The 19803-nt window shown below is 63.5% G+C and carries 16 protein-coding genes; 3 read left to right on the top strand and 13 right to left on the bottom strand.

Annotated elements, in window-relative coordinates; all coding sequences use genetic code 11:
- Positions 1–160: 160 nt before the first annotated feature.
- The 5 genes from EN885_RS27935 to EN885_RS27915 form a co-directional block, all read right to left on the bottom strand.
- Complete coding sequence (locus tag EN885_RS27935) at positions 161–946, bottom strand: SDR family oxidoreductase (protein ID WP_128243366.1); 786 nt, start codon at positions 944–946, stop codon at positions 161–163.
- A gap of 8 nt (positions 947–954) precedes the next feature.
- Positions 955–1719 (bottom strand): SDR family oxidoreductase, encoded by a 765-nt coding sequence (locus tag EN885_RS27930; RefSeq protein WP_128243367.1) that lies wholly within the window; start codon positions 1717–1719, stop codon positions 955–957.
- 124 nt (positions 1720–1843) lie between these two features.
- Entirely contained in the window at positions 1844–3352 is a 1509-nt protein-coding gene (locus EN885_RS27925) for a sugar ABC transporter ATP-binding protein (protein ID WP_128243368.1), read from the bottom strand.
- Positions 3353–3369: 17 nt separating this feature from the next.
- On the bottom strand, positions 3370–4308 hold the full coding sequence (locus EN885_RS27920) for a sugar ABC transporter substrate-binding protein (protein WP_127205097.1): 939 nt from the start codon (positions 4306–4308) through the stop codon (positions 3370–3372).
- 117 nt (positions 4309–4425) lie between these two features.
- A complete protein-coding gene (locus EN885_RS27915; protein ID WP_128243369.1) occupies positions 4426–5436 on the bottom strand; it encodes an ABC transporter permease in 1011 nt (336 codons plus the stop codon).
- Positions 5437–5869: 433 nt separating this feature from the next.
- Here EN885_RS27915 and EN885_RS27910 point away from each other — a divergent pair, with 433 nt between their 5' ends.
- Positions 5870–6832, top strand: coding sequence for a sugar-binding transcriptional regulator (locus EN885_RS27910; RefSeq protein ID WP_095483908.1), 963 nt, complete (start codon positions 5870–5872; stop codon positions 6830–6832).
- Between the two features lie 91 nt (positions 6833–6923).
- On the opposite strand, the gene EN885_RS27905 is transcribed toward EN885_RS27910, so the two are convergent.
- The 5 genes from EN885_RS27905 to EN885_RS27885 form a co-directional block, all read right to left on the bottom strand.
- Positions 6924–8420, bottom strand: coding sequence for an FGGY family carbohydrate kinase (locus tag EN885_RS27905; RefSeq protein WP_128243370.1), 1497 nt, complete (start codon positions 8418–8420; stop codon positions 6924–6926).
- A 20-nt stretch (positions 8421–8440) separates the two neighbouring features.
- A complete protein-coding gene (locus EN885_RS27900) occupies positions 8441–9763 on the bottom strand; it encodes a homoserine dehydrogenase (protein WP_128243371.1) in 1323 nt (440 codons plus the stop codon).
- A 346-nt stretch (positions 9764–10109) separates the two neighbouring features.
- Positions 10110–11216, bottom strand: coding sequence for a mandelate racemase/muconate lactonizing enzyme family protein (locus tag EN885_RS27895; RefSeq protein ID WP_128243372.1), 1107 nt, complete (start codon positions 11214–11216; stop codon positions 10110–10112).
- 24 nt (positions 11217–11240) lie between these two features.
- A complete protein-coding gene (locus tag EN885_RS27890; RefSeq protein ID WP_095483912.1) occupies positions 11241–11963 on the bottom strand; it encodes a GntR family transcriptional regulator in 723 nt (240 codons plus the stop codon).
- A 100-nt stretch (positions 11964–12063) separates the two neighbouring features.
- Positions 12064–12852 (bottom strand): 2OG-Fe(II) oxygenase, encoded by a 789-nt coding sequence (locus tag EN885_RS27885; protein WP_128243373.1) that lies wholly within the window; start codon positions 12850–12852, stop codon positions 12064–12066.
- A 101-nt stretch (positions 12853–12953) separates the two neighbouring features.
- On the opposite strand from EN885_RS27885, the gene EN885_RS27880 reads away from it, so the two are divergent.
- Positions 12954–13901, top strand: coding sequence for a LysR substrate-binding domain-containing protein (locus EN885_RS27880; protein WP_128243374.1), 948 nt, complete (start codon positions 12954–12956; stop codon positions 13899–13901).
- A 62-nt stretch (positions 13902–13963) separates the two neighbouring features.
- On the opposite strand, the gene EN885_RS27875 is transcribed toward EN885_RS27880, so the two are convergent.
- The 3 genes from EN885_RS27875 to EN885_RS27865 are packed head-to-tail and all read right to left on the bottom strand — an operon-like array spanning position 13964 to position 18670.
- A complete protein-coding gene (locus tag EN885_RS27875) occupies positions 13964–15133 on the bottom strand; it encodes an efflux RND transporter periplasmic adaptor subunit (RefSeq protein WP_126103331.1) in 1170 nt (389 codons plus the stop codon).
- Between the two features lie 16 nt (positions 15134–15149).
- Positions 15150–18326 (bottom strand): multidrug efflux RND transporter permease subunit, encoded by a 3177-nt coding sequence (locus EN885_RS27870; RefSeq protein WP_127289715.1) that lies wholly within the window; start codon positions 18324–18326, stop codon positions 15150–15152.
- Positions 18320–18670, bottom strand: coding sequence for a hypothetical protein (locus EN885_RS27865; protein WP_245493159.1), 351 nt, complete (start codon positions 18668–18670; stop codon positions 18320–18322). Before EN885_RS27865 ends, EN885_RS27870 begins: the two co-directional genes overlap by 7 nt.
- Before the next feature lie 167 nt (positions 18671–18837).
- Here EN885_RS27865 and EN885_RS27860 point away from each other — a divergent pair, with 167 nt between their 5' ends.
- Positions 18838–19419 (top strand): TetR/AcrR family transcriptional regulator, encoded by a 582-nt coding sequence (locus EN885_RS27860; RefSeq protein WP_126103328.1) that lies wholly within the window; start codon positions 18838–18840, stop codon positions 19417–19419.
- Positions 19420–19803 lie beyond the last annotated feature (384 nt).

The following is a 19803-nucleotide window of genomic DNA, read 5'->3' as shown; positions in this document are numbered from 1 at the left end:
AATCGTCTCATCCGACGCCGCCAGACCGTCCGCCAGACTCAACTGACCCAAAACACGATCCGCCATCCCGAATCTCCCTGCTCCAACCTTCACCACAGAATCACCGTTCGGCTTCTGTGCAAAGGTCTCCCAGGGGGAGAAGGAAAGAAGCGGTGGCGCCTCACGACATGATCAGGCCGCCATCGACATTGATCGTCTGGCCGGTGATATAGGCTGCGTCGTTGCTGGCCAGAAAGCTGACCAGGCCGGAAACATCCTCGCCGCTGCCGGCGCGGCCCATCGGGATGTTCTTCACCCATTCGGCCATCAGCTCGCCGGGCTTGTAGTCGCCCATCAGCTTGCCCCAAGCCGCGTCGTTGTAGGCCCACATGTCCGTGTCGATGATGCCGGGACAGATCGCGTTGACGGTGATCTTCTCCTTAGCCACTTCCTTGGCGAGGCTCTGAGTGATCCCGACCACGCCGAATTTCGACGCCGCATAATGCGGCGTATAGATGAAACCCTGCCGCGCCTGGCCGGAGGCGGTGTTGATCAGCCGGCCGCCGTCGCCATGCTTGCGGATGCGCGCGATCGCCTCCTGGCAGCACAGGAACACGCCCTTGGTGTTGACCGCCATCACCTTGTCCCATTCGGCCTCGGTCATCGCCTCGATCCTGGCGATGGTGATGACGCCGGCATTCTGCACGGAGATGTCGACACGGCCGAACTGCTGCTCGGCCAGATCGTAGAGGGCGGCGACCTCGTCTTTTTTGGTCACGTCCATGCGCAGCGATGCGACCTTGGCGCCTTCCGCCTTCAGTCCGCCAGCGACCTCATCGACGCGCGGGTCGATGGCGCTGACAACGACCGCAGCACCTTCCGCCGCGAACCGCCTGGCCATCGCCGCACCGATGCCGCCGCTGGCGCCAGTGATGACCGCCGTCTTACCCTGGAATCGCTTCTGCATTTTCTCTCCTACCAGCAGACGAAGCCGCCATCGACGATCAGGTCGATGCCGGTGACGAAACTCGAGGCGCGGCTGGCCAGGAACACGGTCGGCCCGACCATCTCCTCCGGCGCCGCCATGCGCCCCATTGGTGTATCGCGCTCGAAGATCCTGACCTGGTCGGCGACCTCCGGCCGCTTGTTCATCGGAGTCAGCGTATAGCCGGGACTGACGACGTTGACGCGCAGGCCGCGATCGGCCCATTCCATGGCAAGGCTCTTCGACATGTGGATGACGGCGGCCTTGGATGAATTGTAATGCGCCTGAGTCAGGCCGCGATTGACGATCGAGCCCGACATCGAGGCGATGTTGATGATCGAGCCCTTGCGCCGCGTCAGCATCGCGCGCGCTTCGGCCTGGCAGGACAGGAACACGCCGCTGACATTGACGTCGTAGAGCTTCTGCCATTTCTCCAGCGACAGCGTCTCGGCCGGCTCGGCCCCGGCAACGCCGGCATTGTTGACGGCGATGGTCAGCGCGCCGAGCTCCTTCTCCGTGCGTTCGATCGCTGCCGCTAGATCGGCCTCTGAAGTCACCGTGCCGGTCAGCACCAACGCCTTGCGGCCAAGCGCCGAGATCCTGTGCGCGGTTTCGTCCAGCCCGCCCTTCGAGGCATGGCCGAAACAGGCGATATCGGCGCCGGCTTCGGCCAGGCCGATGGCGATTGCTTGCCCGATGCCGCTGCCGGCGCCGGTGACGAGAGCCACGTCCCCATGAAGATCGAATAGTTTCATCGAAATGTTTCCTGTTGAGCCGCGGGTGCTGGCTAGGAAGGAAGGGGCGCCAGTCCTAGCTGGCGCCCCGCGCGGTCCGGTGCTTGGGAGGATACCACCTGCTGCGCTTTGTTCCGATTCGCTCCTAGCTTGTGGCGAGTTCCATGACGGCGACGTTGCTCGCTTCGCTGCGCTCGAGAATTCCGCGCTGGCGGCCACGGCTCAGCACCAGCACGCGATGCGACAGGCCGAGCACTTCCTCGAGATCGGAACTCACCACCACCACCGCCATGCCGGAGCGGGCGAGGTCGGCGATGACATCGTAGATCGCGGCCCGGGCGCCGACATCGATGCCGCGTGTCGGCTCGTCCAGGATGAACACCTTGGGCGGCCGTGAAATCCATTTGGCGATAATTACCTTCTGCTGATTGCCGCCGGAAAGCTTGCTGATCGCCTGGTTAGGTCGGCCCTTGACGCCGAGCCGGCCAATGCCGGCCTCGGCGAATTTCTGCACCGCCCTCGGGAACACCCAGCCATTCGGCGCGACATGGTCGAAATTGCCGATCGCCAGATTCTCGCCGATGGTCTGGTCGAGCACCACGCCTTGCGCCTTGCGGTCTTCCGGCACCAGCACGACGCCGGCCTTGATCGCCGCCGCCGGGCCATTGAGGTGCACCGGTTTGCCGGCGACACGCACCGACCCCGACGAAATCGGATCGGCTCCGGCAATCGCCCGCACCAGCTCCGTGCGGCCAGCGCCGATCAGCCCGGCGATGCCAAGAATTTCGCCGGTCCGCACCGAGAAGCTGACATTCTGAAAGCTGCGTTCCGGCGAGGACAGGTTCTCGACCTCGAGCAACGTCTCGCTGCCCGGTTCCGAGAGCGGCGGGAACATCCGCTCGACGCTGCGGCCGACCATCTGCTCGACCACGGTGCGCACCGGGATGTCGGCGCGCTCGTGCCGGGCGACGATGCGCCCGTCGCGCATCACCACCACACGGTCGGCGATCTCAGCGATCTCGTCCAGCCGGTGGCTGATATAGATGAAGGACATGCCTTCCGCCTTGAGCTTGCGGATCTGCTTGAACAACAGCTCCGTTTCCTCGCTGCCAAGCGCTGCCGTCGGTTCGTCGAAGATCAGAAGCTCGGCATTGAGCGTCAGCGCTTTTGCGATCTCGACCTGCTGCTGGGCGGCGATGCGCAGCGTGCGCACCTTGCGCTCCGGCGAGACATCGAGGCCGAGGCGCCTCAGCTGCGCCGATGCCTGCGCATTCATTGACACGCGGTCGATGCGGCCGCCGCGCATCGGCAGGCGCCCGACATAGACGTTTTCGGCCACCGACAGATCCGGCAGCAGCTTCAGCTCCTGGTGGATCATGCCGACGCCTGCGTCGATGGCCGCGGCAGGAGAGGCGGGGGAATAGGGTTTCCCCCGCCATGTGATGCTGCCGGCATCGGGTTTGGTCGACCCGGCGATGATGTTCGAGACGGTGGACTTGCCCGCGCCATTTTCTCCAAGCAGCGCCACGACCTCTCCCGGTCGTACCTCGAAGCTCGCATCGGCCAGGACCTGGACCGGTCCGTAGCTCTTGCAGAGGCCGCTGACGAAGAGCCCCAGATGCGGGGCCTGCGTATGGCTGGGATCCAAGGACATCGTTCCGCTACCGATTGTCAGGGATGCTTGGCGATGAATTGATCGACATTGTCCTTGGTGGTCAGCGTCGCGTCCTGCAGCTGTTCTGCGGCAACGGTTTCGCCGGCCACCAGCTTGATCGCCGCATCGACGGCAAGCCGCCCCATGCCTTGTGTCTGCTGCGTCGCGGTCACGTCGAAGACGCCGCCTTTTAGTGCCTTGAGCGCCGCCACGTCGCCGTCGAAGCCGGCAACCCAGACCTTGTGGCCGGGATTGGCGACCTTGACCGCTTGTGCAGCACCGAGCGCCAGCGCGTCGGCCTGGCCGATGACGATCGAGACGTCGGGATGCGACTGCAGCAGGTCCTGCGTCAGCTTGAAGCCTTCGTCCTGGTGCCAGCCTTCGCTCCACAGCTCGCCGACCACCTTGATGTCGGGATAGGCGCTCAGCGCTTCGCCGCAGCCCTTCGAACGGTCGACCTCGGGCGTCGTGCCTTTCTGGCCATGGATGATGATCAGCTCGCCCTTGCCGCCGGCCTGCTTGGCGATGTAGTCGCAAACCGCCTTGGCCGATGCCACGCTGTTGGTGGCGATGAAGGTGTCGCCGGGCGCGCCGTCGGCGTTGCGGTCGACATTGATGACCGGGATGCCTGCAGCCTTGGCCGTCTTGGTCGGCACGGTGGCGGCGGTTGCGCCGGCCGGGATGTAGATCAGCGCATCGATGTTTTGCGTGATCAGGTCCTGCACCTGGCTGACCTGGGTCGCCGAATCGCCCTTGGCGTCGACGGTGACGATTTCGATGCCCTTTTCCTTGCCGTAGGCTTCGACGGACTGCTTGATCTGGTTGAAGAAGTCGGCCTGTAGGTTGGCGACGGCAAGGCCAAGCTTCTTGGCCTCCTTGGCCGAGGCCATGTCGGACAATCCGAGCAGCGGAATGACGGCCGCGGCAGCAAGCAGCAATGAACGTTTGGTCAGCATGTGTTTCCTCCGTTGATGTTCAAATCTGTCCCGCCGGCGCATCACGGCGCCCTTGGCCGAACAACTCCCAGTTCGGATCAACCGATCCGTTTTCGCCCGGACACCCGGGCGAATTCTTCATTGCGTTCTGCGCCGCCATGTGTCCGTGGCAACCGCCAGCGCGATCACGACGCCGATCACCACCTGCTGGATGAAGGGCGACACGCCGAGCAGGTTCAGCCCATTGCGCAGCACGCCGATGATGAGCACGCCGATAGCGGTGCCGCCGATCGAGCCGACGCCGCCCGATAGGCTGGCGCCGCCGATCACCACCGCCGCGATCGTGTCCAGCTCGTAGCCGAAGCCGGAGCTCGGCTGGACAGAATCGAGCCGTGCTGCAAGCACGATGCCGGCGAGCCCGGCCAGCACGCCGCAGATCGCATAGACCCAGTTGGTCAGCGACTTGACCGGTATGCCGGACAGCCTGGCGACCTCGGCGCTGCCGCCGATGGCATAGAGGCTGCGGCCGGTCGCGCGGTAATTCAGGAAGATCGCGAAGATGATGGCCAGCACGATCATCAGCCCGACGGTGACCGACAGGAAGCCGAAATGGCGAATGATCGACAGGCTGGTGAACCAGTCGGGAAAGCCGATGATCTGCGAGCCGTCGGTGATCATGTTGGCGAGACCGCGCGCCACCGACATCATGGCCAGCGTGGCGATGAAGGGTGGCAGCTTGGTGACGGTCACGAGCAGGCCTGAAACCAGACCGCAAAGTCCAGCAACGACAAGTGCCGTGACGATCCCAGCGGGCATGCCGAGATTGAGATAGTCGGGGTGGGCGACAAAACCCATCACCATGGCGGCGAGCGCCAGGACGGAGCCGACGGACAGGTCGATGCCGCCGAGCAGGATGACCAGCGTCATGCCGATCGCCATGATGCCGAGCACCGTGACCTGGTCGAGCACGTTGAGGATGTTGCGGACCGTCAGGAACGTGTCGGTGGTCAGCGACAGGGCGAGGCACAGCAGCACCAGCCCGATCAGCGGTCCCATGGTCCCGGCGAACAGGGCAGAAAGCTTAGCGCCCGCCGCGGCCTGCGCATTTGGGCCGGCTTTCAACTCGCTTGCACCGTTGCTCACAGCCATTTTGTCTCCTCCACCAGCAGTTCGGCGATGGGTCGCCGGCTCGCCGTTGTTCACCAGGCACCTCCCTGTGAACAATTTATCTTTGGTATGCAATTTTGTTCAGCTAAACTGTTCGTCGGAAAATTGTCAAGGCCCGCGGCATCATTCCGCCCTGGTTTGCGCCGCCAGGCGGGTTGCCTTACGGAAGAGCACGAAATGCGGCGTTTCAGGTCCGGTCTCATCCCTGCGAATTCATTCCAGCTGCTTGAGCAGGGCAGGACGGCCAAGACAAAGTAAATGTTGACCATTTGGCTTTCATCTCGCGTTGTGGACGTTATCCTGTCGATATCTTAAATCTTGAATCCTGGGCACGCAGAACGATTTCGTGTCGCTTGGTCGGATATGCCATCTGAATGGCATCTAAAGATCCGGACGACCGCGGGAGGGCAAAAAGATGGCGATGATAGAGAATGACAAGGCCTCGCGCTTCCCGGATGTCGAGCTGAAGGCCCGTGCCGCGTGGCACTATTATGTCGAGGGTCTGACGCAGGAGAGGATTTCGGAGATCCTCGGCATCGGCCGCATCAAGGTGCATCGTATCCTCTCCGCCGCGCGTGAGGAGGGCGTCGTCCAGTTCCGCATCCGGGACAGCGTCGTCGAATGCATGGTGCTGGAAGAGGCTCTGAAGCAGCGTTTCGGGCTCAGCCAGGCCGTTGTGGTGCCGTCGGCCGCCGACCGGAGCAACGCGCCGCTGATGATCGGCCATGCCGCGGGCGCCTATCTGGCCGACAATGTGAATGCCGGCGATGTCATCGCGCTCGGCTGGGGGCGGACGCTGAAATTCGCCATCAATGAATTGCCGCGGCGGCCGATCGCCAGGACGACGGTGGTCTCCATGCTGGGCGGCCTCACGCACGCCCAGCCGCTCAACCCGACCGAAAGCGCTTGGGAATTCGCCGAAAAGATCGGCGCCGAGTGCTTTTTGCTGCCGGTGCCGGTCTATGCCGACAGGCCGGAGCAGCGCGACGCCTTCATGAGCCAGCGCAGCGTTCAGGACGTCGTTTTCCGCGCGCGCCGGGCAAACATCGCCGTGCTCAGTGTCGGTTCGTTTTCCAACGACAGCCCGATCGCCAATTACGGCTTCATCAAGCCCAGCGAACTCGAGGAGCTGCAGGCGGCTGGCGCGGTTGGCGATATTTTATGTCATTTCATCGACGCCGAGGGTCGCCTCGTCGACCATGAGGTCAATCGCCGGGTCTGCGCCTATCCGCTGCAGGACCTGGCGGACATCCCGGCCATCATCCTGGTTTCGGGAGGGCAGGAAAAGATAGCCATCATGCGGGCGGCGCTCGCCAACACCAAGGTTTCGGTTCTGATCACCGACGAGGATGCGGCCAAGGGCCTGCTCAACCGCTAAGGTCCGGAATCTTTTACGCCGGAGCACCCCTCTGTCCGGCAGGACAGAGGGGTGCTGTCCCGCCAGCATCTCACACCGTACCGAGACTGAACTAAACTTGCCCAACTTCGCCGAGACGCACGTGGATGTCGCGCGTCGCCTGATAGAGGTCGCGGTAGATCGCCTTACGGGCGCGGTAGCCGGAGATCAGGCCGTCGACCGGATCGACATGCCTGGTGGGGGGCGTGGCCATCGCTTCGGCCGCAATCTGGGGTGAGGCAAACCATCCTATCGCCGAAGCCGCCAGCATGGCGGCGCCGAGCGCTGCGGCTTCGTTGACTGGCGAGACGGCGAGCGGCCGTTCGAGCACGGTTGCCATGATCCGCACCAGCAGGGCGCAGTTGGTGCCGCCGCCGGCAGCTATCATCGCCGCCGGTTTGCCGCCGGCTTGAGTTTCCATTGCCTCGCTGGCGATGGCCTGCTCGAAGGCGATGCCTTCCAGAACCGCTCGAAAAAGGTGCTTCGGCTCATGGTCTAGCGACAGGCCGACAATGGCGCCGCGCGCCGCGCCGTCCCAATATGGACTCATGACGCCAGCCCAGTACGGCATGACAAGCAGTCCCTCGCTGCCGGCGGCAACGTCCACCGCCGCTTTTTCAAGTGCGGCGGCAGACGGCGAACCGGTCGTGCGAACGATCCAGTCGACCAGCTGCATGCCCGAGCGCAACACGGTCTCCAGCATGAATCCCGAGCCGGTCGGCGAGACCAGCGTTCGAAACGCGTCCGATGTCGTGATCCCATGGGAATAGCAGCCGCTGACGACGCCCGAGCCGAGCGAAAGATAGCTTTTGCCTTCGTCGTAGACCCCCATGCCGAGGCCCATCGCCTGGCCGTCGCCGGCGCCGGCGACGACAGGCGTGCCGGCTTTCAGGCCGGTCAGTCGGGCCACGCTTTCAATAAGGCCACCGCAGATCGTGCCGGGCGTGACCAGTTCCGGCAACTGGTCCGGCCGCAGCCCGGCGGCCGCAACGAGCTCAGGGTGCCAGGTGCCATTCTTGACGTCGAGCAGCCCGAGCGGATCCGCACTTGCCCTGCTGGTGACCAGATGTCCGGTCAGCCGGTGGACGAAGAAGCCATGCACGTCGACGATTGCGGCTGCGTCGTCGAGCGCTTGCGGCTGGTGTTCGGCAAGCCAGCGAACAGCATAGAGCGCGGGCGTCGGGTCCGGTGGCTTGCCGCTCCAGTCGCGGATCGCCTCGCGACCGAGTTCGGACGACAGCCTTATAACTTGCGGGCGAGCGCGCTCATCCAGCCACAAGATCGCCGGAATGAGCGGCTTGCCGGCATGATCGATCAGCGTGAAAGTCTCGCGCTGGTGGGCGATGGAGATCGCCGCCACGCGCGAAGCGCCCACCGCCTCAGCGACCCGCTTCAATGCACCGAGCAGTGCGGTCCACCAATGTTCGGCATCCTGCTCGAAATGGCCGGGCTTGGGATTTGAAAGCGGATAGGCTTCGCGCGCATGGAACAGCTCCTTGCCGTCGCGCGTGAAAGCGATCGCCTTCACGGCCGTCGTCGAGGCGTCGATCCCGATTACGACATCGTCCATCAGGCGGTTATCCGGTGGAGTCAGGCTGCGTTTGTAACGAACCGCCCGTCCGATTGGTCGAGACGACGGCGGATCTGGGTTATCACCATCGAATCGTCGGGTACACAATTTTCATAGGTGAGGAAATCACCTGTCTTGACCGGCTTGACCACCTTGGCGCGTTCGGCGAGGCCGAGCGGCAAGGCGCCACGGGTGCGCGCGTCCTCCCAGGTCATGGCGAAGCCGCGATAGTCGTTCTCGCCGATCATGCCGAGCGACTGGCCGAGGCCAAGGTCGCTCTTGGCAACCGCCACCGCCTCGGCCACCGGATGGTCGAGCGGCTCCATGTCGGCGCGCTTGTAGACCACGGCGCGCGCCGCCGACAGCGGCACTTCGAGGCTGGTCAGGTGATAGGGCCGGAAGATCGTGAAATAGGGGCCCTTGCCGACCTTGAGGTCGATCATGCGCTCCAGCACCCGCGGATGCCGTGTCTCGATGATGCAGAACACGCCGGGCGCCACGCCCTTGCCGATCGAATAGTCGACGACGCCCTTGCGATGCAACACGCCGCCATCCTCGCGCGGGCAAAGCACGCTGGCGAGTTCCTCCAGCGTCGCGGTCGGGCCATGCATGCCCGGCACGTCGGGCACCAGGCCGGTGGCGTTGGCAATCGCCACCATCTCGATCGCCGTCTTCGAGCCATCGACGAACTCGACCAGCATGCGCGCATTCATGTTGCGCTCGGCCGCCTCCTTCTCGTAGTCGGCCGGCATAGCGTCGATCTTCAGAGGGTTGTTCTTGCCCTTGCCGGCGGCGATGATGTTGAAGCCGAGGCTTTTGGCAAAGCCGATGATCTCCAACGTGCAGGCGGGCTCGTCGCCGGCGGCACCCGTATAAACGACGCCGGCTTTGCGCGCCTCTTCCTTGAGGAAGCGGCCGATGGTGATGTCGGCCTCGACGTTGAGCATGACGATGTGCTTGCCGTTCTTCATCACTTCGAGCGCGAACAGCGTGCCGATGTTGGGGTTGCCTGTTGCGTCGATGATGACGTCGATGCGGCCGGCGGACGCCAGCGCATGCAAGTCTTCGGTCACCGCGATCTTGCCGGCCTCGATGGCGCGGTCGATCGCCGCTGCATTGCCGGCCTGGACGATGTCGGAGCGGTCGTGGCCGGCGAGAAGTGCTGCGTCGATCGCCGCCTGCGGCCTGACCTCGGAAATGGCGCCGATCCGCATGCCCGGCATCAGCGCAACCTGGACGACGATATCGGTGCCCATCTGCCCGGCGCCGGCAAGCCCGATAGTGATCGGTCCCTGCTTTTCAGCGCGTTGCAAAAGTTCCGCTGCAAATTGCGGATGGGCCATATCGCTTCCTCCAGTTCCTGACGCGTCGCAGCGTCGAGATCATCGTTCTGAACATTCCTATTTCCAAATGAAAAATATTTCAACATGCAATTCGGCAGCTTCCTTCCCAAAGTTGTGTGATTTCGATTTTGTGCCCTGGCATGCGGCTTGACTGCCCAGCCGGCTAATGCACGTCGCCCAAAGGTGCGCAGCGGTTCTGGGATAACGACATGCATAAAAACAAAGGCTTAAAGCCCGTCGATTGCATCGTTTCAACGCGACGCGCTTTAGGGGACGGAGAAGGGCGGTGATCTTTAGGATGCGGACGGCGATGGCCGAGGCGCCATGCTCGGCGCATGCCGGTATCTCAGCTGCCGACCTCGAAGAAGGGCGCGCCGAGCAGGTCGGGAACGACATCGATGCCGAGACCCGGCCCCTCCGGAATGCCCATGCGGCTGCCCGTGACCGGCGGCATGTTCGATGCGGTGCGCACCGTCACCCATTCGTGGAAGGCGATGGCGTGCAGCCGGCGCTCCTCCGGCGTCGACAGCGACAGATGCGCCATCGCTGATGTGTCGATCTCGGCGCCGCCGGTGTCCTCGACGGTGATCATGAAGCCCAGGTCGACCGCAAGATCGCGGATCTGGCGCGTCTTGGTGACGCCGCCCAGCCGCGAGATTTTCAGCGTCAGCCCGTCGGCCGCGCCCTTGCGGTGGATGTCGAGCGTGTCGTCCAGCGAGGCGACGGATTCATCCAGCACCATCGGCTTGTCGAGCGAACGGCGCACCGACATGCATTCGTCGATCGTGGCGCAGGGCTGCTCGAACGTGTAGTCGATGGCGCGCGTCGCATCGACGAACTGGCGCGCCTGATAGGGCGTCCAGCCGGCATTGGCGTCGCAGAAGATCACCGTGCCTTTCGGCACCGAAGCGGCGACCGCGGTGACGCGCTCGATGTCGTCATGGACGTTGCCGCCGACCTTGACCTGCAGCCGGTGAAACCCCTCCTTGACGATGCGCTCGGCAAGTGCGGCCATGGCGTCGACCGTGCCATGGGTGACGACCTTGTAGAGTTCCGCCGTCTCGCTCTCGCGTCCACCGAGCAGCGTGACCAGCGGCACGTCGGCGGCGCGCGCCGCGAGATCTGAGCACGCCATGTCGAGCGCGGACTTGATGTAGGGATGGCCCTTGAACACCGTGTCCATCAGCCGGCCGATTCTGGCCAAGGCCCGGGGATCGTGGCCGAGCAGATGCGGCGCGATTTCTATGATGCCGGCGCGCGTGCCGGCTGCGAAGGCCGGCGAGTAGAAATTGCCGAGCGGCGCCATCTCGCCCCAGCCGGTCAGCCCGCTATCGGAGGTGATGGCGACGATCACCGCGTCGAACGCATCGGCGACACGCCCCTTGGACATGCGATAGGGCCCGTCCACGAAGGGCTGCACGACATGGTAGGCTTTGATGGTTTTGATCTGCACGTGCTTATCCGTTGTTCGCGATGTTCAGATTTGCTGCCGGTTGGCAACGGTCGCCTTGGCGCCTTTTGAAGCTCGCTGTTCGAGGCTGCGCGCATAGGCAAGCAGTTCCTCGAAATCGAGGTCGATATGCTCGCGGGCATGGCGCTGGGCGGCGCGCATGTCGGAGCCCTTCAGCAGCCGCACATAGGTCTCGTGGATGTCTTCGGCAGGCACCGGCTCTTTGCGCGCCCGCTGGTGGAGGGCAAAATACATCTGCAGCCGGCTGGCCAGGCGCTGCCAAGTCTCCAGCAACACCGAATTGTCGGCCCATTCATGGATCAGGCCGTGCAATTGCAGCGCCGTTTCGATCTGGCGGGTGGTGTCGAGGTTGCGCGTCGCCTGCTTCACCGCCTCGTGGCGCCTGTCAAGCTCGTCGAAGAAGCGCTGGTCGCGAAGCCGCCAGGTCAGTTCGATAGCGAACTCATCCAGCACCTTGTTAAGCGAATAGGCATCGTCGATGTCCTTGGCGGTCACGTCGATGACGAAGGTTCCGGCGTAGGGAATGCTGGTCAGGATGCCTTCCTGCACCAGTTCGCGCATCGCTTCGCGTAGCGGCGCGCGGCTCACCCGCATCTGTTCGGCAATCCTGAGCTCGTTGAGTTTTTGCCCCGGTTCCAGCTGGCCGGTCAGGATCGCGCGCCGAAGCAGCGCCACGATCTCGGCGCGCCTTGTCGTATCCGCGATCGGCGCAAAATCCAGCTTCCCCATTCGGCCACTCCATAAGGAACCGAAATCAAGCAGATTGTCGACAATCTAACAAGAGCTATTTCTGGATTCCTGATTCCGGGCAGAATCGGCGACTTCGTTCTCATGCAGCCCGGCCGTAAAAGCCGACCCGTTCCTCGTCGCTGAACATCACGCCTGATTTCTCATAGTAGGAGAACACCGCGATCATGCGTTCGCGCTCGCCTTCGACTGTGGTGACGCGATGCGCTGTGTTCTTGCCACGGAAGACGTTCAGCGTGCCCGGCTTCATGCGCAGTATCTTCGCCTCGGGGTCGCGCCCTTCGAGCAGCCTGGCGACGCCGTCGTAATTGGGATTGTCGTCCGACCGGAGATCGGTGCGGTATTCGAGGTCGCCGCCGCGTTGCGCCGCCTGCAACAGTAGCGTCGTGGTGAATTCCGAGCGATCGAAATGCCAGTTCAGCGCCTCGCCGGCGCGGTAGGCCATCACATTGGTGCGCGCCAGCGGGTCCTGCATGACATGCAGCCGCGTCTTCCCCATCGCCGCCGCCAGGAAGTGCAGCAGCGGCTCGTATTCGTAGATGGCGAGGACCAGGCTGCCAGGAATCTGGTCGGCGCAGACCGTATGGCTGATGGTCTCGACCTTGCGCAGCGCGGGATGGTCCGGAGCGAGCTCCGGGATATCGGGCTTGAAGTAGATATTATGCATCCGCTTGTGCATGTGCGACCGGCTGTCCATGACGGGCTGGATTTCCCGCACCGCCCGTTCGGCCACGCCAGGCCGCAAAAAACCCTCCAGATTGAACATGCCATCGGCTTCCAGCGTCGCGATCGAGGCCTCCACAAGGCGCTTCCATTCAGCGCTGCCTTCACGGTCGAGCGGGTACCGGTCCAGATCGAGAATGTCTTTCATCGTCTCATGCTCCAAGGTTCGAGCGTAGAAGACGGCAAAAAAATCTTTCTCTCAACGGCGAAAATTATTAGTCTTCCGCAGGAAAAACTTACGGAAGGCTCATGGAACGGCTCCCCCCGCTGAACGCGATCAAGGCCTTCGAGGTCGCCGCGCGGACTGGCAATTTTACTTTGGCCGCCACCGAACTCGGCGTTTCCTCGGCGGCGGTCAGCCAGCAGATCCGCAATCTCGAGACCTGGTTCGGCAAGCAGCTGTTCGTGCGCAGCGGCAACCGCATCGCGCTGACCGACGCCGGCCACGCAATCTATCCGCAGACCGCACGCGCCTTGGGCGACATCGCGGCGATCGGTCGGCGCATGCTGGAGGGCGGGCTGAGGACGCGTCTCGTCGTCAGCGTGCCGTTTTCGCTGGCCGAATTGTGGCTGGCGCCCAGGCTGGCCGTTCTTCTCGATGCCTTCCCGCAAATGGCGATCGACGTCCGCGTCGAAGACGATCCCGTCGACCTGATGCGCCAGAACATCGATCTTCGCATCAGCTATGGCGACTATCACTATCCCGGTTTGCGGATGGTCCGCCTCATCCATGACGACGTCCTGCCGGTCTGCGCGCCGGACTTCTGGCAAAGATACGGCAACGATGCATCCAGCCTTGCGGATGTGCACGAGAGCTTGTTCATCCACACCAACTGGGGTCCGAACTATGCCTCGCATCCGACATGGGCGGATTGGTTTTCGGCGTCAGGCGGCAGCCGCGCGCCTGATCCCTCGCATGGGCGCCGTGTCGGTCTGTCCAGCCTGGCGATCGTCTCGGCGAGGCTTGGTCTCGGAATTGCGCTTGGCCAGCGGGCCATGGCCCATGGGGACCTGGAAGCCGGGCGCCTAATCGCGCCCTCGTCGGTATCTCTGCGCCTCGGTCATCCCTATTGCGCCTTCATGCCTGAGGCAAAGGCTGAGCGCGCCGATGTTGCCGGGCTCGTCGCGCTGCTTGGAGCAATTCCAGGAAAAGTGCATAGCGGTTTTCCGTCCGGAATTGCGGAAAAACAAACATAGCAAAACGGCGCCCTTGGCGTGGGAGCCGAGGGCGCCGCTGGACCGGACCTGACGGGGGGGTATCAGGTGGCCGGTTTCTGTGGCAGCGGCGAGACCGGCATTCCCGGCCCGATCTTCTGCAGATTGCCTGTGATCACCTGGTCGCCTTCCGATACGCCGCTCGAGATGGCCACCAGATCGCCGTTGGTCGGCCCGAGCGAAACGATGCGCTGGTCGACAGTGTTGTCTTTGCCGACGACGTAGAGGTATTTGCCGAGCTGGCTCGATCCCAACGCCGTCTGCGGCACCATCAGTGCATCGGGCTGCTGCTTGATATGCAGCTTCACGCGAACATATTGGCCCGGCAGCAGCGTGAATTTGGCGTTGCCGATCGTCGCCCGTGCGGTGATGGTGCCGGTCGATCGATCGATCGTGTTGTCGATGAAGGTGAGCTGACCTCTCTGGCGCGGTTCTGTATCGCCGGGAAGCAGGACGTCGACGTCGATCGGCCCCGCCGCGCGGGCTTCCTCGATCTGCGCCAGATCCGTTTCGCTCGGATTGAAGGTGACATAGATCGGGTCGAGCTGCACCAGCGTGTTGAGCACCGTGCCGGCGACGCTGACCAGCGTTCCAACCGAAGCCTGGTTGCGGCCGACGCGCCCGGCGAACGGCGCCTTGATTTCCGAATAACTCAGATTGAGCTCAGCGGTCCGCACAGCCGCTTGGTTCACGGCGAGCGAGGCCTGGGCCTCGCGCAAGCTGCTGGTGCGCTGGTCGAACGCATCCTTGGCGATGTATCCGCTCTTGGCGAGCTCGGTGCCGCGGCCAAGGTTGGAACGGGCATAGTCAAGCGTTGCTTCGTCGCGCTGGACCTGCGCCTTCGCCTGGTCGAGGGCAGCGTGGAAATCCTCTGGAGCGATCTTGTAGAGAAGGTCGCCCTTCTTGACATCGCTGCCGTCGGGCGCGACCTGCTCCTGCAGATAACCCGGTACGCGCGCTTGCAGCGTGATGCTGCGGATCGGCTCGGTGCGGGCCGCATAGTCGAGATAGATCGGGATCGTCTTCTTGACGACGCTCACCACCGGCACCGGCATGACAAACGCTGCGGGCTCGGGCGCCGCGGGTTCGGGCGTTGCCGCTCCTGCCGTGCCGGCGTTGAGGCCGAAATTGCCCATGTCGAGCAAGTGAACGCTCGCCATCGAGATCGCCCCCAGGGCGACGGCCGCTCCCAACGCAATTTTCCATTTACGCATGATCAATTCTCCAATCCTATTCGGCCGCTTCGGCCAATCGCGCGAAAGCGGGTTCGGCAGTGGGTTCAGTCGGTTCGGCAACGGGTTCGTTCTTGCTGCCGCGCTCGCGCAGTTGCTCGATCACCGCATAGAAGACCGGCACGAACACCAGCGACAGGATTGTCGCCGCGACCATGCCGCCAAAGACGGTGGTGCCGATCGACTGGCGGCTCGCTGCACCGGCACCTGTGGAGAACATCAGCGGCAGCACACCGAGGATGAACGCGAAGGCGGTCATCAGGATGGGCCGCAGCCGCAAACGCGCCGCTTCCATTGCCGCGTCGACGATGCTGAGACCTTCCTCGCGCCGGCGCCGGGCAAACTCCACGATCAAAATGGCGTTCTTTGCCGCCAGCCCGATCAGCATGACGAAGCCGATCTGCGAATAGACGTCGATCTGCATGCCGCGCATCAACAAGGCGACGAAGGCACCAAACAGGGCAAGCGGCACCGCGAGCAGAACCATGAAGGGCATGGCCCAGCTCTCATATTGGGCGGCGAGGATCAGGAAGACGAAGACCATGGCGAGACCGAAGACGATCGAGGCGATCGATCCAGCCTTGAGCTCCTGATAGGTGATGCCCGTCCATTCGTAGCCGAAATCCTTCGGCAGCGCCGTGGCAGCGGCACGTTCCATCGCCGCGACCGCCTGGCCGGAGGAGTAACCGGGTGCAGCACCGCCATTGATCAGGGCCGACGCATTGTTGTTGTAATGCGGGACGGTTTCCGGGCCGACGATAGGCACGAGCTTGCCGAGTGTGCTCAACGGCACCATGCCGCCAGAGGCATTGCGCACATAGAGCCGTGAAATGTCGGCAGCACCCGCACGCGCATCCTTGTCGGCCTGGATCGTCACCCGGAAGGTGCGGCCGAACAGGTTGAAGTCGTTCACATAGAGCGAGCCGAGATAGATCTGCAGCGTGTTGAACACGTCAGGCAGGCTGAGGCCGAGCAGCTTCGCCTTGTTACGGTCGAGGTCGTAGTTGAACTGTGGCGTCGAGGTCGAGAACGACGAGAACAATTGCTGCGGGTTGAGCTCGGGCTGCTTGCGCGCCTCGGCGAGCACGGCTTGCGTCGCATCGTTGAGCGCAGCGCTGCCGCGACCGGTCAGATCCTGCACCTGGAATTCGAAGCCGCCGGTCGTGCCGATACCCGGGATCGAAGGCGGATCGAAGCTCAGCGCGAAGGCTTCCGGAAGTTCCATGAGTTTCGAGCGCACGTCGGCGACGAGCTTCGAGGCGCTCTGGTCAGGGCCGCGTTCGTCCCATGGCTTCAGGATGGCGAATTCCACCGCTGAGTTCGACTGGGCTGCGTTGGTTAGGAAGTTCAAACCGCTGATCGAGCCGACGATATCGACGCCGGGGGTGTTCTGCAGGATGGCGCGTGCCTTCCGGGCCACGGCGTCGGTGCGTTCCAGTGACGCCCCATCCGGCAACTGGATGACCACGAAGAAGTAGCCCTGGTCCTCGACCGGAAGGAAGGTCGAGGGCAGGCGCTGCCAGACGAAATAGGTGGCGACAAGCCCGGCCGCGAACAGCCCGAGCATGATCCAGCGCAGGCGGATGAGGAAGCGCACACCATGGGCATAGGCATGCGACAGCCGTTCGAAGCCCGTGTTGAACCAGCGGAACAGCACGAACTGCGTTGCCGGGCGGTGGCGCAGGAAGGCGGCGCTGAGCGCCGGAGTGAGCGTCAGCGAGACGAAGGCGGAGATGCCGAAGGAGATCGCCACCGTCAGCGCAAACTGGTTGTAGAGCCGGCCGGAAACGCCGGGTATGAAGGCGACCGGCACGAACACGGCCATCAGCACGGCGGTCGTGGCGATGATCGGGCCGGTGACCTCGGCCATCGCCGCGCGCGTGGCAGCCAGCGGTTTGAGGCCGGCCTCCAGCTGGCGCTCGACGTTCTCGACGACGACGATCGCATCGTCGACGACGAGGCCTATCGCCAGCACCATGCCGAGCAGGCTGAGCATGTTCAGCGAGAAGCCGAACATGTACATGACGACGAGCGTGGCGACCAGCGACACCGGAATCGCGATCGTCGGGATGATCGTGGTGCGCCAGCTCTGCAGGAAGATGAACACCACCGCGACAACCAGGACCAGCGCCTCGCCGAGCGTGACCAGCACGTCGTGCATCGACGCCGAGACGAAGCGCGTCGTGTCGTAGTGCATGGCGTAGCTCACGCCCTTCGGGAAGCGGCCCGACAGTTCCTGCATCTTGTCCTTGACGCGCTGCTGCAGATCGAGCGCGTTCGAGCCCGGCATCTGGTAGACGGCGAGCACCACGGTCGGGTCTTCGGCGAAGAAGGCCGACGACGAATATTGCAGGGCGCCAAGTTCGATGCGCGCAACGTCACGCAACCGCACCAACGAACCGTTCGCGGCATCGGCGCGCACGACGATGTCGCCGAATTCCTTGGGGTCGCTCAGTCGGCCGACCGCGTTGACCTGCATTTCGAAAGCGGTGCCGGCCGGCGCCGGCGACTGCCCGATCTTGCCGGCCGCGACCTGGACATTCTGCTCGGCGATGGCGTTCTGGACATCGACGGCGGTGATGCCGAGATTGGCGAGCTTGTCTGGATCGAGCCATACGCGCATCGAATACCGCCGCTCGCCGAAGATCTGCACGTCGCCGACGCCTGGCAGGCGCTTCAGCGGGTCGACCACTTGCAGGTAGGCGAGGTTGCTGAGCGCGACCGGATCGACGGAGCCGTCGGGCGAGGTGAGGTTGACGATCAGGACGAAATTCGGGTTCTGCTTCTTGATCGTCACGCCGCCCTGGTTGACGATGGCCGGCAGCGAGGACGCCGCCTGCGACACGCGGTTCTGGACGTCGACGGCGGCGGTGCTCAGGGAATAGCCGACCTCGAAGGTGATGGTGATCGTCGACGAGCCGTCATTGGAGCTCGATGACGACATATAGGTCATCCCCTGAACGCCGTTGATCTGCTGTTCGAGCGGCGTCGTGACGGTGTCGGCCACGACCTGCGCACTGGCGCCCGGATAGTTGGCGCTGACCACGACCTGAGGTGGCGTGATGTCTGGAAACTGCGAGACAGGCAGCAGGAAATAGCAGATCGCCCCGGCGAGCACCATGATGATGGCGATCGACGATGCGAAGATCGGTCGGTGGATGAAGAAGTTTACCATGACACGTACGCCTCGCCCGATGCTCTCGCCTCGCCAAAAGCCTTGGCCACTCTGGACAGCCGCCGGCTGCGCCTTTGACCCGGATCTTCCAGAAAACGATGCGGCGCCTTGCGGCCGTACCCTTGCGCATCCGCAAGAGTACGCAGCATCGTCTCGAAAGAGCGCGGGTCGACGCGGTCGGCCTTCATCAGCATCCGGATCATCGGATCCTTAACAACTTCGTCGATCGTCAAATCTTTGCGCTGCGACATCGTAGCGGCTCCTGGCTTGCGATCCGCGGCGCATGCCGCAGATCGGGTGGTCTTCTTGTTCGCGGCCAAAAATCGCCTAGGGCGCAGTTTCATGCCTGGGCCGATTCGGCGGAGGCTATTCACAGGCGCCTGCGAGATTTGACACGAGGCAATTGGGGTGTTACCAGTAAGTAACATCTAGAAGTTACAGACCGGTAACACCCTAGTCAAGAGGTGCGCCGAGGGATTTTTCGGAAACCCCGGAAACCAAGGAGGTTTTGATGGAAGACGGCACTGCGGAACGCATCCGCCCGCGGGATCGCATCCTGGAAACGGCACGGGATATGTTCCACAAGCATGGCATCAAGGGCGTCGGCGTCGACGCGATCACTGAGGCCGCCGGTACCAATAAGATGACGCTCTACCGTCATTTCGAGTCCAAGGACGACCTGGTCATCGAGTGCCTGCGGGCGACCGCATGCAGCGCCAATGCGATGTGGCAAAAGTTCGAGGCCGAGCATCCGGGCGACAAGCTTGCGCAGTTGCACGCCTGGGTTCGGATGGCGGCTGATTGCCTGTTGAGTGACGGTCGCGGTTGCGACATGGCGAACGCCGCCATTGAGTTGAGCGAGACCGACCATCCGGCCCGTCGGGTGATCAAGGAGCTCAAGCAGGCCCAGCGCGAACGCCTGGTCGGCCTGTGCCGGGATGCCGGCATCGGACAGGCGGAACTTCTCGCCGATACATTGTCGCTGCTGCTTGAAGGCGCCCGCGTCAGCCTGCAAAGCGTCGGAGCCGAGGGCCCTAGCGCGCAATTCGTCCGCATGGCGGAAGGCCTGATCACCTCTTTCAGGGCCAGATAGTCTCGCAAGCGGCGGAACGACCGGTGGCGTGTTCATTGCGAGCCGCGCCGCCGAATGCTTTTTGTCCGTTCGGATATACCGTCATCGCGCGTCTCCTTTGCCGGTCTGTCGCCGCACCACCGGCGCGACCTGTTGCTTGGTGAGGCAGGATAGGACCGATAGCGAATTGGTGAGAGTGACAAGTGTGACGGGATTCCGGCGAATCCGCTGATCGCGGCTGCAACATGCCCTACCGCTCGCCGAACAAGCCGGTGGCGATCGCCCCTAATGGTCATTCGACGCGCGGACCGATAATCGTGTCCGGTGATGGTCATGACCTCCGCCTTTGCCCACACCCGGAGCCGGAACAAAAAAGCCCGCTGCCGGGAGGAGGTGGCAGCGGGC

The organism is Mesorhizobium sp. M6A.T.Cr.TU.014.01.1.1 (assembly GCF_004022765.1).
GTDB lineage: Bacteria > Pseudomonadota > Alphaproteobacteria > Rhizobiales > Rhizobiaceae > Mesorhizobium > Mesorhizobium mediterraneum.
Note: the sequence above shows the minus strand (reverse complement) of the source record. Positions and strands in the feature narration are given on the sequence as shown.